This is a genomic window from Methylobacterium sp. D54C, assembly GCF_053345595.1.
Genome location: NZ_JBKFAK010000001.1, coordinates 421,317 through 435,314, shown reverse-complemented (window position 1 = coordinate 435,314; position 13,998 = coordinate 421,317). Strand labels below are relative to the sequence as shown.

The window sequence follows — 13,998 nt, the reverse complement described above, 5'->3', positions numbered from 1 at the left end:
GAAGGACTCGGACGTTTGGGCAGCCCTCTTGCCAACCTCACCCTCGCGCACGACGCGGAGGCGATCGACAGCACCGCGCGCCATCCTGTGGCGATCATCGACATCGGCTCCAACTCGGTCCGCCTCGTCGCGTACGACGGACTGACCCGGGCGCCGACGCCGCTCTACAATGAGAAGGTGCTCTGCGGCCTCGGCCGCAACGTCCTGACGACCGGCCGCCTGAACGAGGAGGCAGTGACGCGCGCACTCGCCGCCCTGGCGCGGTTCCGGGTGCTGTGCCAGACGATGCGCGTCAGGCAGGTCTACGTCCTCGCCACGGCGGCGGCGCGGGACGCCGAGAACGGTCCCGACTTTCTCCGCGCCGCCGAGGCGGCCTGTGGCCAGGAGATCCAGCTCCTCTCCGGACGGCGCGAGGCCGAGCTTTCGGCCCTCGGCGTGGTCTCGGGATTCCACGCGCCGAACGGCGTCGTGGGCGACATGGGCGGCGGCTCGCTGGAGCTCGTGGACGTCCGCGGGGCGGTCGTCGGACAGGGGGTGACCATGCCCCTCGGCGGCCTCGCCCTGCAGGACCTGTCCGGCGGCTCGGTCAAGAAGGCCGCCAAGATCGTCCGCGAGTACATGCGCAAGGCCGCCCCGCAGCTCGAGACCCTGCGCGGGCGGACCTTCTACGCGGTCGGCGGCACGTGGCGGGCCATCGCGCGGCTCCATCAGGCGGCCCGCGGCTACCCAGTCCACGTGATGCACGGCTACACGGTGGAGCCCACCGACGAACTCAGCTTCCTGCAGGTCGTCGAGCAGACCGACGTGGCACTGCTGCAGGACGTCGACGCGATCTCCGAGGCGCGGCGCCCGCTCCTCGCCTACGGCGCCGTCGTCCTCGAGGAGATCATCCGGGTCGGGCGCCCCCGCGAGGTGGCGATCTCGGCATCGGGCGTGCGCGAGGGCCTGCTGTTCGAGCAGCTCGACCGCGACACCCGTCTGATCGATCCGCTGCTGGCCTCGGCGTCGGAATTCAACGTTCTGCGCGCGCGCTCGCCCCGCCACGGCGAGGAGTTGATCACCTGGACGGACCGGTTCGTCGCGACCCTGGACGGCCACGAGACCACCGACGAGCGCCGTCTGCGGCACGCCGGCTGCCTGCTGTCCGACGTCGGCTGGCGGGCGCATCCGGATTACCGCGGTGAGCAGAGCATCGCGGTGATCCAGAATGCCGCGTTCGTCGGCGTGGATCATCCGGGCCGGGCCTATCTCGCCCTGGCGGTGTCCTTGAGGCACACCGGCCTGGCCCCCGAGAAGGCGAACCCGATGCTCCGGAGCGTGGCCGGTCCGCGCCTGTTCGAGCGCGCCCGCCTTCTGGGCGCCCTGCTCCGGATCGCCTTCCCGATCTCGGCCGGCATGGACGGCGCCCTCGGACGGGCGCCGCTCACCGTCGAGGAGGGACGGGTGGTGCTGCGCCTGCCGCGGGACTGGGAGGCCCTGAACGGGGATCGCCTGCTGAACCGCGTCCGCGGCCTCGGGCGCATCATCGGCCTGGACGGGCGGGTCGAGCTCGCGGACGACGCGCCCTGATCCGCGCGGCGCGGGCGCCGAACCCGGTCAGGGCCTCGCTCGTCGCCGCGGTCCGGTCTCGCACGATGGCCCGGGCCCGTCGCGCGGGAGAGCTCACGCGTGCCGAGGCCGAGGGCGGCCTCATGACCGTCGCGCCGGCGCTCACCGCACGCTGCCGGAACGGTGAGCGTGCGCCTGCCGACCGAGATCGCCGCGGTAACGTCGGCTTAATTCACGAAGCCAACTTTTTTATTGGTTGATGTCGATTCTCCTCTGAATCCGGAATAGAGCGCGCCGCCCGCAAAATATGTCGGTGCGATAGACTGTCGAACACTGCCGAGCGGCAGCGTGAACGCGCGCGCCGTTCGCCCTATGATGCGAGCAACACGCAGATCCCACTCGCACATCGGAATGTTCACGCGATGAGATGGCTTGGCTATGTCTCGATTCGAGTCGTCATGTGCACGACGATACTCGCTATGGCGATGATGTTACTGGCCTACGCGGGGAATGCTCTGCTCGACGCGCGTCTTCAGGCGCGACAGGCCCGGGACGCGGTCACGCTGACCCGCGCGAGTCGCCAGTTGCTCGGGACGATCCTGCCGACACGCCTCGAGCGGGGGGCAGCGCTCGCCCTGGGCGGGGATGCCTCCGCCGACCCGGAGAGCCTGAAGGCCTACGCGACGAACCGGGACGCGATGGTCGCGGGCTTCGCGAGCGTTCAGGACCTGCTGCGGGACCGGGATCTGCCCTCCGTGACGGCGACGATGGTGAGGCTCAACGCGGCGCAGGACGCCGTGAACCTGCTCCGCCCCCGGATCGATGAAGCCCTGCGCGTACCGAAGCCGAAGCGGGACCCGGCGCTGCTGCCCGCCGTGCTGACGGCCTTTCAGGAACTTCTCGACGCGCTGACGGCGACCACGGACGCCGTGGATTCGGCTATTCCGCGCTCCGACGCCGTCCTGCAGCACTACCTCGTCCTCAAGCGGTCCGCCTGGGCGACCCGTGTCGCGATCGGGAACGTCGCCCTGCGCGTGCAGACCTCGCTGGCGGCGGGAACGTCGTGGTCGCTGCCCGAGACCGTGGCGGCGGCCGAGGAGCGGGCGCGGGTCCAGTCGGCGTGGTCGAGCACCAGCGAGGCCGCCGCCCAGAGCTCGGACGCCGTGCGGTCCGCGTTCGAGAAGGCCAAGCGCAGCAATTTCGAGGGCGAGGCGGCGGAGGCGGCGCGCGCGATCTTCGACGCCCTGAGCCAGCAGCGCGCATCCCCCATCACGTTCCAGGACCTCCGCAAGCGAAACAGCGTCGAGCAGATGACGATCGTCGATCTCGCCAATGCCGCCCTCGCCGAGATGGTGGCGCGGGCCGAGAGCCTCGCCGCGGAGGCGGACCGCGTTCTCCTGCACAGTGCCGCGGCGCTGCTGGCCGTCCTGCTGCTCGTCGGGCTGGGCCTCATGGCTCTGTTCGGGGGCGTGCTGCGCCCCCTCCGGATCATCGCCACCGCGATGCGCGCGCTGACGGGGGGCGAGACCGCCGTCACCGTCCCGGTGCGAGCGTACCGGAACGAGTTCGCGCCGATCATGGTGGCCGTGCAGGCCTTCCGGGACAATCTGATCCGCACGCGCGACCTCGAGGCCGGGGCCGAGCGGGCGCGGCTGGACGCCGACGACCAGCGCCGGGACAGCCTGCGCCAGATGGCGCAGCGGTTCGAGGAGGCCGTCGGAGGCATGATCGGCTCGGTCGCGTCCTCGGCCAACGCCCTGCAGGTCACGGCGCAGACGATGACCGTGACGGCCACCCAGACGGCCGGGCAGTCGACGGCGGTCGCGGCCGCCGCCGAGCGGGCCTCGAGCAACGTCAACACCGTGGCGGCGGCCGCGGAGGAGCTCGGCACCTCCGTCCAGGAGATCGGGCGGCAGGCCGACGGGTCGGCGGATCTCGCGCAGAGAGCCGCGGCCGAGGCCGACCGGACCGCCGCGCGCGTCCAGGACCTGAGCAGCGCCGTGGACCAGATCGGTGCCGTCGTAGGGCTGATCTCGTCGATCGCCGAGCAGACCAACCTGCTGGCGCTCAACGCCACCATCGAGGCGGCCCGCGCGGGCGCGGCCGGCCGCGGCTTCGCGGTGGTGGCTTCCGAGGTGAAGGCCCTCGCCGCGCAGACCGCCAAGGCCACCGACGAGATCTCCGGTCAGATCGCGCAGGTGCAGGCGTCCACCGGGCAGGCGGTGGAGGCCATCGCGGCGATCACCGCGCGGATCCGCGAGATCAACGGGGCAGCGACCACGATCGCGGCGGCCGTCGAGGAACAGGGTGCGGCGACCCAGGAGATCGTCCGCAACGTCGGGCAGGCGGCCGCCGGCACAGGCGAGGTCACCACGACCATGACCGGCGTCGCGCAGGCGGCGGAGGGCACCGGCCTGGCCGCGAGCCAGGTTCTCGCGGCGGCCTCCGCCCTGTCGGACCAGTCGGACCGTCTGACCGCCGAGGTCGAACGGTTCCTGGCGAGCGTTCGCGTGTCCTACGCGGTCTCCGCCGCCCAGGTCGCGATCGTGCAGCGCAGCTTCGCGACGGTGCAGGCGCTCGGCGACACCGCGGCAGAGCTGTTCTACGGACGCCTGTTCGACATCGCGCCGCAGGTCCGGTCGCTCTTCCCGGACGACATGACCGCGCAGAAGCGCAAACTCGTCGCCATGCTGGCACTGGCGGTGGCCAACCTCGACAAGCCGGAGGCCCTCGTCGCCGCCGTGCGCGATCTCGGGGACCGGCACGTCGGCTACGGCGCGCTGCAGGCGCATTTCGAGGCGGTCGGGGCGGCGCTGCTCTGGACCCTGGAGCAGAGGCTCGGCCCGGACTTCACGCCGGAGGTCCGGGAAGCCTGGACCGAGACCTACCGGGTCATCGCCGGCCTCATGACGATGACCGGAGCCGCGAAGGCCGCGTGACCGGGTCCGCCGTCAGGCGACGCGATCGGAGAAGATCGCCTTCTTGACCACGGCGTGGACGCCCCAGTTGCCGTCCACGACCTGCGTGATCCCGAAATCGACCGCGACCGACATCAGCGAGATCGCCTCGTCCTCGGTGAGGCCCTTCGCGTGCATCAGGAACTGGCGCATCTTCCGGAAGGCGTCGCGCATGGCGAGGTCGATCGAGGATTTCTGGAAGATCGCGCTCTGGGCGTCCGGGCCGAGATCCCGCAGGTAGTTCGGGTAGCTGAAGCCGGACAGAACCCAGTCGTCCCGGGTCTCGATCATCGGGAAGTCGAGCGCCTCCAGCGGCGTGCCGGGCAGGTCCGCCTTCTTGTGCAGGATGAACTGGAAGGTGCCGGTGAGCGAGCACTCGATCGCGGTGCCGCACAGTTCGGAATCGCCCTGGCTGGCGTGGGGATCGCCCACGGAGAACAGGGCGCCCGGCACCGCCACCGGGTAGTAGAGGGTCGCGCCCTTGCCGATCCGCCAGTTGTCGATGTTGCCGCCGGTGTAGCTCGGCGGGATCGTGTTCACCCGGTCGGCCTCGGCGGGCGCCACGCCCATCGTGCCGAAATGCGGCCGGATCGGCACGCGGATGCCCTTCAGGACCTCGAAGGTCTTCTGGGTCTTCGTGTGGTCCACCGGCAGGCCGGGATAGTCGATGGTCGGGTGGGAGACGCCGAACGGGTCGGTCACGCCCGGCCAGCGGAAGCTGTAGACCGCCCGGGCCCAGTCGCGCTCGCCGGTGGCGTCGACCTCGTAGATGGTCACGACCTCCCGGGGTTTATCGCCGGTGATCAGGTCGTTGTAGTGGTAGCCCCACCACGCCGCCGCGTTGCTGCCGAAGGCCAGTCCCTTGTACCTGGGATTGGCGCAGGGGCGGGGGGCGACGTCGAGGATGCGCACCTCCAGGACGTCGCCGGGCTCGGCGCCGCGGATCGCCACCGGGCCGGTGCAGATGTGCACGCCGAGGCCGCCGCCGGGGCCGACCTTGGCGTCCATGGCGCCGGCCCCGCGGGGCGAGACGCCCATCTTGTCCTTGGTCCAGAGATAGACGCTCTCGGCGCCCGGATCGCCCTGGATCATGCGCTCGGCATCGTCGCTCGCCTGGTGGGTGAGCGTCTCGATCGTGACGAAGTCGCCCGAGCCGATCTCGACCTTGGGCTTGAGGCTGCGGCTGAAGAAGCCCCAGTGGACCGTCTCGGCATTCGCCGGCAGGTGGTAATGCGCCGTGGCGGCGATCTTGGCGCCGCTCGCCTGGGCCAGGGCCGGGCTCACGAGCGACGGACCGCCGGCCGCGAGGGCCGCGGCCGCGGCGCCGGTCGCCGCGAAGCCGCTCTTCAGGAAGGCGCGCCGCTCAGGCTCGAGATCCCGCCGGAACCGGCGGCGGTGCTCCTCGAAGGCGTGGCAGGTTGGATCGTCGCCCGCGCACATCGCGTCGTCTCCCGGTGGTTTCGTGGTCCCGGGGCGGGCAAGCAAATCGACGGCCACGCTGGCGGCCGCCGACGGGCGCCCCTCACTCCGAGAGCATGCCGACGCCGCCCTCCTCGGCGCGCGCGACGGCCTCGTCCGCCTGGGCCTCGACCACGGCGGCGGCCGTGACGTTGACGATGCCGCGCGCCGTCACCGACGGCGTCAGGATATGGGCGGGCTTGGCCGGGCCGATCAGGAGCGGGCCGACCGGCAGCGCGTCCGCCAGCACCTTCGCGAACTGGAAGGCGATGTTGGCGGCGTCGAGGTTCGGGAAGATCAGGACGTTGGCCGCGCCCTTGAGGCGCGAGCCCGGCAGGACGCGCTCGCGCACCATCTCGTTGAGGGCGGAATCGGCCTGCATCTCGCCGTCGACCTGCAGCTCGGGATTCCGCTTGTGCAGGAGCGCGAGGGCGTCGCGCATCTTCATCGCGGAGGGCGAATCCGACTGGCCGAAATCCGAGTGGCTGAGGAGCGCGATCTTCGGCGTCATCCCGAACCGGCTGACGTGGCTGGCGCAGGCCTGCGCCACGTCGGCGATCTCCTCGGCCGTGGGGTTCTGGCGGACATGGGTGTCGGCCAGGAAGTAAGCGCCGTTATGCGTCACCACGAGGCTCATCGCGGCGCACTGCTCCACGCCCGGCGCGAGCCCGATCACGTCGCGGATGATGCGCAGGCGCGTCTCGAACCGGCCCTCCAGGCCGCAGATCAGCGCGTCGGCCTCGCCGCGGCGGACCGCGATGGCGCCGATCACCGTGTTGTTGGTGCGGACCAGGGTCCGGGCCGCGTCCGGCGTGATGCCGCGGCGACCGGCGACTTCCAGGTAGGTCTGGACGTAGGCGCGGTAGCGGGGATCGTCCTCGGGATCGATCAGCTCGAAGTCGCGGCCGTGCACCATCGACAGGCCGAAGCGCTTCAGGCGGGTCTCGACCACCCGCGGCCGGCCGACCAGGATCGGCAGGGCGACCTTGTCCTCGACGATCGCCTGGACGGCGCGGAGCACGCGCTCGTCCTCGCCCTCGGCGTAGATCACGCGCTTGGGCTCGGCCTTCGCCTTCGAGAACAGCGGCTTCATGATCAGGCCGGACCGGTGCACGAACCGGTCGAGGCTCTCGACATAGGCGTCGAGGTCCGGGAGCGGCCGGCCGGCGACGCCGGAATCCATCGCGGCCTTGGCCACCGCCGGGGCGATGCGCAGGATCAGGCGCGGGTCGAACGGGCTCGGGATCAGGGATTTCGGTCCGAACGGCCGGGCCTCGCCGCCGTAGGCGCGGGCGACCACGTCCGAGGTGGTCTCGTGGGCCAGGCCCGCGATCGCCTTGACGGCGGCCTTCTTCATCTCCTCGTTGATCTTGTGGGCGCCGACATCGAGCGCCCCGCGGAAGATGTAGGGGAAGCACAGGACGTTGTTGACCTGGTTCGGGAAGTCCGACCGGCCGGTGCAGATCATGGCGTCCGGCCGCTCCTTCTCGGCCAGATCCGGCATGATCTCCGGGTAGGGGTTGGCGAGCGCCATGATCAGCGGCTTCTCGGCCATCTCCTTCAGGTACTCGGGCTTGAGCACGCCGCCGGCCGAGAGGCCGATGAACACGTCCGCCCCCGGGATCACCTCGGCGAGCGTCCGCTTGTCGGTCTCCTGGGCGTAGACGTCCTTCCACCGGTCCATCAGCTCGGCGCGGCCCTTGTAGACGACGCCCTTGATGTCGGTGACCGTGATGTTCTCGCGGGTCGCCCCGAGCGACACGAGGAGGTTGAGGCAGGCCAGAGCCGCCGCGCCGGCGCCGGACGTGACGATCCGGACGTCGGACAGGTTCTTGCCGGCGAGTTCCAGGCCGTTGAGGACGGCGGCGGCCACGATGATCGCGGTGCCGTGCTGGTCGTCGTGGAAGACCGGGATGTTCATCCGGGCCCGGCACTGCTCCTCGACCTCGAAGCACTCGGGCGCCTTGATGTCCTCGAGGTTGATGCCGCCGAAGGTCGGCTCGAGGGCGCAGACGACGTCGACGAGCTTCGACACGTCCTTCTGGTCGACCTCGATGTCGAAGACGTCGATGCCGGCGAACTTCTTGAACAGGACGGCCTTGCCCTCCATCACGGGCTTCGAGGCGAGCGGGCCGATATCGCCGAGGCCGAGCACGGCCGTACCGTTGGACAGCACCGCCACGAGGTTCTGGCGCACCGTGAGTTCGGCGGCCTGCTGCGGGTCGTCGTGGATCGCCATGCAGGCCGCGGCGACGCCGGGCGAGTAGGCCAGGGCGAGGTCGCGCTGGTTGCCGAGCGGCTTGGTCGCCTGGATCTCCAGCTTCCCGGGCTTGGGCAGGCGGTGGTAGACGAGCGCCCCGGCCTTGAGGTCCTCGGACATGTTATCGGCCATCGCCCACGCTCCCGCTCACCTTTTTCACCGAGGACGACGCGGTCGCGCATCGCGCGGGCTCGCGTCATGACCGGTCTGTTGCACCGGCTGCGCAGGGGGCGCAACCCGCACAACGAGACCCGGATCCACCTCGCCAAGCTGGCGAGGACCCACGGGTTCTCCATAGGCGCTTATTCGTACGGGCGTCCAAAAGTCCGCTTCCCGGAGAGCGGGCGGCGGCTGACGATCGGCCGCTATTGTTCCATCGCTGACAAGGTCGAGATCCTGCTCGGCGGCGATCACCGCCTCGACTGGGCGTCGACTTATCCGTTCGCGGCGATGCGCGGGCTGTTCCCGGACGCCGCGGCGCCGGAGGATTTCCACGCCTCCCGGGGCGACGTGGTGATCGGGCACGATGTCTGGCTCGGATCGGGCTGCATGATCCTCTCGGGGGTGACCGTCGGGCACGGGGCCGTGGTGGCGGCCCGCGCCGTGGTGACCCGCGACGTGCCGGCCTACGCCGTGGTGGCGGGCAACCCGGCCAAGGTCGTGCGCCACCGCTTCGACGCGGCGACCGTGGAGGCGCTCGTCGCGGCGGCGTGGTGGGACCTCCCGCACGACGCGGTGACCCGGCTGGTACCGCTGCTCCAGAGCGGGCGGATCGCCGACCTGCTCGCGGCGTTGCGCGCGGGCCCGGATTCCCGTACCGGCGGAGCCCTCCACGAAGACCATCCGAGATCCGGACGATGACCGACACGCCCCCCGACCGCCTCGCTTCCAACCCGAACAGCCCGTTCTACGACGAGAAGGTGCTGGAGCGCGGGGTCGGTGTCCGGTTCAAGGGCGTCGAGAAGACGAACGTCGAGGAGTACTGCGTGAGCGAGGGATGGGTCCGCCTCTCGGCCGGCAAGGCCCTCGACCGGGCCGGCAACCCGATGACCGTGAAGCTGAAGGGCACCGTGGAGCCCTACTTCCGCGACCCCGCCGCGGACGCCTGATCCGCCACCCGCGCCAGGGCGGCCTCGAAGTTCCGGACGGCTTCGCGGACGAGGTTCCCGATCTGATCCGAGGAGCGCGGCCCGTCGATGACGAGGCTCGCGAGGATATCGGAGCGCCGGGCGCGCTGCTTGGCGGTGCGCCGGTGGTTCGAGACGCGCAGGTGCCAGGCGCAGTCGGGTCGCCGCAGGTACAGGCTGTCGCCGCGCTCGTTCCGGGCGACGATCGCGAAGCCGTCCGCCTCCAGCATCCGCGCCGCGCGAGCGAGCGTCTTCAGCGGCGGGAGAGGCCCGTCGGCGGTCACGGCCCGGCCGGCTCGATCGTGCCGAGGCGGCGCCGCCCGAGCGCGCGCGCCTTCAGCGACAGGGCCGGCCGCTCGACCCCGTACCAGGACAGCGCCGCGACCGGCAGCGTGAGGGCGAGGGCCGGCACCAGCAGCGCGGGCCCGGAGGCGGCCGGCCACAGGGCGTGCAGGGTCTGCTGGACCGGCCAGCCGTAGAGATAGATCCCGTAGGAGAGGTCGGCCGCAGGGTCGAACAGGCCGCGCGCGAGGGGGCCGAGGGCGAGCCAGACCACGCCGTAGGCCTCGGCGAGGAACAGCAGGGCCGGGTAGGCCGGCGTCCGCGCGAGGACGAAAGCGCCGAAGACCAGGCAGGCGAGGGCCGCGGCCGAGACATGCAGGCGGTCGCGCCACAGGTAGAGACACGCCCCGGCCGCGAAGATCAGCGGCAGGCGCAGCGCCGTCTCGGTGCCCTTGGGCAGGTCCGGACCGCGGAGGCCGCAGGCGATCGTCAGGGCGAGCGCCAGGCCGGCCACGATCAGGGGCGCCGACCATCGGCGCCGGAGCAGGCCGCACAGGGCGGCGACGAGGACGCCGAGGTAGCACAGCACCTCGTACTTGAGCGTCCAGACCGTGCCGAGGGGTGCCCGGTAGGGGTGGGATTCGAAGACGCCGGGCAGGGCGGCGTTGCTCTTGAAGGTCGTCAGCGTCCCGCGGATGAACGACCACAGGGCGGGATCGCGCCAGTACTCGGTGACGGGCAGGCGGGTCAGGGCCGCGCCGAGCCCGAGCGCGACGACGAGCGTCGCCGCCACGAGTCCCGGGAGGATCCGCAGGGTCCGGGCGAGGGCGTAGTCCCGGAGGCCGCGGCGGTCGCAGCTCATGGTGACCAGGAAGCCCGACACCGCGAAGAAGCCGTTCACCGCGTGTTCGCCCAGCGTGTAGCCGGTGAGCCGGGCGAGGGGCTCGTCGCCCGCCGCGCCGGTCGCGACGCTGAACGCGTGGGACACAACGACGGCCAGAGCCAGCATCAGCCGCAGGCCGGTGAAGCCGTTGCGCCCGCGCGCCAGCGCGGTCGCGATCGTCGGCGCGCTCATCCGGTCAGACCCTCGCGGGCCAGCGCGGTCCGGCCGCGCAGGAAAGCGAGGGCGCCCGCGGCCGAGCCGCCGTAACGCTCGAGCCCGGCCCGCCGGAGGACCAGACCCGACAGCAGCGCCTTCGGCAGGTTGGCGCCCAGGACGGCGAGGCTCGGGTCCGGGAGGCCGTACTTCCGGCTGACATAGGCGCGCGACCACGCCTGATGCCAGCGCGCGCGGAACACCCGTCCCGGCTCCGGCGCCGACGATCGGCCGCGACCGTGCAGCGCCTCGGCGCGGTGGACGTGGATCAGGGCGCGGCCGCTGTCGGCCACGCGCCGGCACAGGTCATCGTCCTCGTAGAACAGGAAGATGTTCTCGTCGAAGCCGCCGAGATCGAGGAACAGGGCGCGCGGCATCATCAGGCAGGCCCCGGAGAGGAACGGCGCGCAGGCATCGCCCTGCGGCAGCGCGAGCCGGCCCGCGGGATTGGTCAGGTAGGGCGCGAGCAGGGACCGCGCCTGGAAGAAGAAGCGCCCGTCGGATTCGACGAGGCGCGGGGCGATAAGCCCGGCATCCGGCCAGGTGCGGGCCGCGTCCAGCAGGGCGTCCACGGTGCCCGGCCGCAGCACGACGTCCGGGTTGACGACGAGGACGTGCTCCGCCGTCTCGGCCGCGCGGACGCCCCGGTTGTTGGCGCGGCCGTAGCCCTCGTTGCGGGCGTTGCGGATCACCTGCGCGCCGGCCGCCTCCGCGACCGACGCGGAGGCGTCCCGGCTGGCATTGTCCACGACGATCGCCGGCACATGCTCGCCGGCGAGCGCCGCGAGACAGGCCGGCAGCACGTCGGCGCTGTCGTGGGCGACGACGATCGCGACGAGGCTCGCCACCGCGGGGGACTATGGGCGCCTCAGGCCTTCTTCTCGGGCAGGTTGAGGCGGATGTGCAGCTCGCGCAGCTGCTTGGGGGTCGCCTCGGAGGGCGCGCCCATCATCAGGTCCTCGGCGCGCTGGTTCATCGGGAACAGCACGACCTCGCGGATGTTCGGCTCGTTGCACAGGAGCATGACGATGCGGTCCACGCCCGGCGCGATGCCGCCGTGCGGCGGGGCGCCCATGCGCAGGGCGTTGAGCATGCCGCCGAACTTCTGCTCCAGCACCTCGTGGCCGTAGCCCGCGATGGCGAAGGCCTTCTCCATCACGTCCGGACGGTGGTTGCGGATCGCGCCCGAGGACAGCTCCACGCCGTTGCAGACGATGTCGTACTGGAACGCCTTGATCCCGAGGATCCGCTTGGTGTTCGCGCCGTTCTCGTCCTCGCTCGCGAGGGCGTCGAGGTCGAGCGCGAGGAACTCCTCGCGGTCGATGTTCGGCATCGAGAACGGGTTGTGGGAGAAGTCGATCCGCTTCTCCTCCTCGCTCCACTCGTACATCGGGAAGTCGGTGATCCAGCAGAACGCGTACTGGTCCTTGTCGCAGAGGCCCAGCTCGTCGCCGATCCGGACGCGCGCCTTGCCGGCGAGCCCGGCCGCCTTGGCCTCCGGACCGGCGGAGAAGAACACGGCGTCGCCCGCCTTCGCGCCGGAGCGCTCGGCGATCAGGGCCTGAACCTCCGCCGGGATGAACTTGGCGATCGGTCCCTTGCCGGTGAGCGCGCCGTTCTCCTCCTCGAACACGACGTAGCCGAGGCCGGGCGCGCCCTCGGAGCGGGCCCAGTCGTTGAGCTTGTCGAAGAACGAGCGCGGCTGGCTCGCCGCGCCGGTCGCCGGGATCGCCCGGACGACGCCGCCCGAGGCGACCACGCCCTTGAACGCCTTGAACGCCACGTCCTCGCGGGCGAACAGGTCGGAGACGTCGGCGATGATCAGTGGGTTGCGCAGGTCCGGCTTGTCGACGCCGTATTTCAGCATCGAGTCCGCGTAGGTGATCCGCGGGAATTCCTTGGTGACGCGCTTGCCCTCGGCGAACTCCTCGAACACGCCGCGCAGCACCGGCTCCACCGCCTGGAACACGTCCTCCTGGGTGACGAAGCTCATCTCGATGTCGAGCTGGTAGAACTCGCCCGGCGAGCGGTCGGCGCGGGCATCCTCGTCGCGGAAGCACGGGGCGATCTGGAAGTAGCGGTCGAAGCCCGCGATCATCGTCAGCTGCTTGAACTGCTGCGGCGCCTGCGGGAGCGCGTAGAACTTGCCGGGATGGACCCGCGACGGCACGAGGTAGTCGCGGGCGCCCTCGGGCGAGGAGGCTGTCAGGATCGGGGTCTGGAACTCGAAGAAGCCGCCGTCCCGCATCCGGCGGCGGAGCGAGTCGATGATCGCGCCGCGCTTCATGATGTTGGCGTGGAGCTTCTCCCGGCGCAGGTCGAGGAAGCGGTACCGGAGCCGCGTCTCCTCCGGATACTCGAGGTCGCCGAAGACCGGCAGCGGCAGCTCGCCCGCCGGCCCCAGCACCTCGAGGTCGTCGATGTAGACCTCGACCGCGCCGGTCGGCAGCTCGGCATTCTCGGTGCCGGCCGGGCGCGTGCGCACGCGCCCGTCGATCCGCACGACCCATTCCGAGCGCACGGCCTCGGCGGCCTTGAAGGCCGGGGAATCGGAATCGATCACGCACTGGGTCAGGCCGTAATGGTCCCGCAGATCGACGAACAGCACGCCCCCGTGGTCGCGGATGCGGTGGCACCAGCCGGAGAGGCGGACACTCTGCCCGACATCGGACGGGCGGAGCGCCCCGCAGGTGTGGGAACGGTAACGGTGCATGACGGGCTTCTTCTGTGGGAAGGCCGGCACCATTCACGCGAGGCCCCCCAAGTCAAGCGCGGGGCGCGCAGAACGGCGCCGAAAGCCGCGCGCGACTCGCCCGCTGGCCTACCGCAGAAGACCCCGAATCCCCATATCATCTCCATGAACGACAACCTCTTTTTCGATCTGGAGTGCCCCGCGAAGGCGGCGCCCGAACGCACCGCGGCCGGGTGGCGGACGCTGCCCCTCGAGGGCCGTTTCGACCTCGTCTACGAGGACGCGGCCGGGGCCTGGAGCAACCGCTCCCTCGACGCCCGCGAGCTCAGGCTCGGGCCGGGGCGGACGCTGCTCGGCGGCATCGATGCCCGGCGCGGCGGCTATCGCGGGTTCCGGGTCGACCGGATCCGCCGCCTCGTCGACGGGGCCACCGGCGAGCGGATCGAGACCGGCATCCTCGACCGCCTGCTCGCGCGCGCCGAGGCGCAGCGTCGGGCCGACGCGCTGCGGATTCGCCGGCAGGCGCGGGCGCGCCGGAAGGCGGCGGTCGCGGCCGTGGCGTGATCGCAGTCGCCGGG

11 protein-coding genes are annotated in these 13,998 nt (G+C 71.4%); 5 read left to right on the top strand and 6 right to left on the bottom strand.

Going from position 1 to position 13,998, the window contains the following annotated elements; all coding sequences use genetic code 11:
• Nucleotides 1-15: 15 nt before the first annotated feature.
• Together ppx and ACLBYB_RS02255 are read left to right on the top strand one after the other, a co-directional pair.
• Entirely contained in the window at nucleotides 16-1,569 is a 1,554-nt protein-coding gene (gene ppx / locus ACLBYB_RS02260; RefSeq protein ID WP_020091807.1) for an exopolyphosphatase, read from the top strand.
• Between the two features lie 458 nt (nucleotides 1,570-2,027).
• The gene (locus tag ACLBYB_RS02255; RefSeq protein ID WP_447697714.1) at nucleotides 2,028-4,487 is read left to right on the top strand and encodes a methyl-accepting chemotaxis protein; all 2,460 of its coding nucleotides are present in this window, start codon (nucleotides 2,028-2,030) and stop codon (nucleotides 4,485-4,487) included.
• A gap of 12 nt (nucleotides 4,488-4,499) precedes the next feature.
• Here ACLBYB_RS02255 and ACLBYB_RS02250 read toward each other — a convergent pair whose 3' ends face one another.
• Nucleotides 4,500-5,945 carry an acetamidase/formamidase family protein gene (locus ACLBYB_RS02250; RefSeq protein ID WP_020091809.1) on the bottom strand — a complete coding sequence of 482 codons (1,446 nt, stop codon included), beginning with the start codon at nucleotides 5,943-5,945 and terminating at the stop codon, nucleotides 4,500-4,502.
• An 82-nt stretch (nucleotides 5,946-6,027) separates the two neighbouring features.
• Nucleotides 6,028-8,355 (bottom strand): NADP-dependent malic enzyme, encoded by a 2,328-nt coding sequence (locus tag ACLBYB_RS02245; RefSeq protein WP_447697713.1) that lies wholly within the window; start codon nucleotides 8,353-8,355, stop codon nucleotides 6,028-6,030.
• A 66-nt stretch (nucleotides 8,356-8,421) separates the two neighbouring features.
• Between ACLBYB_RS02245 and ACLBYB_RS02240 the strand changes: the two genes are divergently transcribed.
• Both ACLBYB_RS02240 and ACLBYB_RS02235 read left to right on the top strand, forming a co-directional pair.
• Complete coding sequence (locus ACLBYB_RS02240) at nucleotides 8,422-9,084, top strand: CatB-related O-acetyltransferase (protein ID WP_207904123.1); 663 nt, start codon at nucleotides 8,422-8,424, stop codon at nucleotides 9,082-9,084.
• Nucleotides 9,081-9,332 carry a DUF3297 family protein gene (locus tag ACLBYB_RS02235; RefSeq protein WP_020091812.1) on the top strand — a complete coding sequence of 84 codons (252 nt, stop codon included), beginning with the start codon at nucleotides 9,081-9,083 and terminating at the stop codon, nucleotides 9,330-9,332. Before ACLBYB_RS02240 ends, ACLBYB_RS02235 begins: the two co-directional genes overlap by 4 nt.
• On the opposite strand, the gene ACLBYB_RS02230 is transcribed toward ACLBYB_RS02235, so the two are convergent.
• Genes ACLBYB_RS02230 through aspS form a run of 4 tightly spaced genes read right to left on the bottom strand, consistent with a single transcriptional unit; the run spans nucleotide 9,302 to nucleotide 13,441 of the window.
• Entirely contained in the window at nucleotides 9,302-9,634 is a 333-nt protein-coding gene (locus ACLBYB_RS02230; protein WP_020091813.1) for a hypothetical protein, read from the bottom strand. The two genes, ACLBYB_RS02235 and ACLBYB_RS02230, sit on opposite strands and share 31 nt — an antisense overlap.
• Nucleotides 9,631-10,707, bottom strand: a complete 1,077-nt coding sequence (locus tag ACLBYB_RS02225) for an acyltransferase family protein (protein ID WP_447697712.1) — start codon at nucleotides 10,705-10,707, stop codon at nucleotides 9,631-9,633. The genes ACLBYB_RS02230 and ACLBYB_RS02225 overlap by 4 nt, the downstream gene beginning before the upstream one ends.
• Nucleotides 10,704-11,576, bottom strand: a complete 873-nt coding sequence (locus tag ACLBYB_RS02220) for a glycosyltransferase family 2 protein (RefSeq protein WP_447697711.1) — start codon at nucleotides 11,574-11,576, stop codon at nucleotides 10,704-10,706. Before ACLBYB_RS02220 ends, ACLBYB_RS02225 begins: the two co-directional genes overlap by 4 nt.
• A gap of 20 nt (nucleotides 11,577-11,596) precedes the next feature.
• Nucleotides 11,597-13,441, bottom strand: coding sequence for an aspartate--tRNA ligase (aspS, locus tag ACLBYB_RS02215; RefSeq protein ID WP_091978105.1), 1,845 nt, complete (start codon nucleotides 13,439-13,441; stop codon nucleotides 11,597-11,599).
• 144 nt (nucleotides 13,442-13,585) lie between these two features.
• Here aspS and ACLBYB_RS02210 point away from each other — a divergent pair, with 144 nt between their 5' ends.
• A complete protein-coding gene (locus ACLBYB_RS02210) occupies nucleotides 13,586-13,984 on the top strand; it encodes a hypothetical protein (protein WP_447697710.1) in 399 nt (132 codons plus the stop codon).
• Nucleotides 13,985-13,998 lie beyond the last annotated feature (14 nt).

Bases quoted from the DNA above. Each gene is read 5' to 3' on its own strand.
- ACLBYB_RS02225 (WP_447697712.1), bottom strand. From the start codon at position 10,707: ATGAGCGCGCCGACGATCGCGACCGCGCTGGCGCGCGGGCGCAACGGC.
- ACLBYB_RS02245 (WP_447697713.1), bottom strand. From the start codon at position 8,355: ATGGCCGATAACATGTCCGAGGACCTCAAGGCCGGGGCGCTCGTCTAC.
- ACLBYB_RS02210 (WP_447697710.1), top strand. From the start codon at position 13,586: ATGAACGACAACCTCTTTTTCGATCTGGAGTGCCCCGCGAAGGCGGCG.
- ACLBYB_RS02255 (WP_447697714.1), top strand. From the start codon at position 2,028: ATGGCGATGATGTTACTGGCCTACGCGGGGAATGCTCTGCTCGACGCG.
- ACLBYB_RS02235 (WP_020091812.1), top strand. From the start codon at position 9,081: ATGACCGACACGCCCCCCGACCGCCTCGCTTCCAACCCGAACAGCCCG.
- ACLBYB_RS02240 (WP_207904123.1), top strand. From the start codon at position 8,422: ATGACCGGTCTGTTGCACCGGCTGCGCAGGGGGCGCAACCCGCACAAC.
- aspS (WP_091978105.1), bottom strand. From the start codon at position 13,441: ATGCACCGTTACCGTTCCCACACCTGCGGGGCGCTCCGCCCGTCCGAT.
- ACLBYB_RS02250 (WP_020091809.1), bottom strand. From the start codon at position 5,945: ATGTGCGCGGGCGACGATCCAACCTGCCACGCCTTCGAGGAGCACCGC.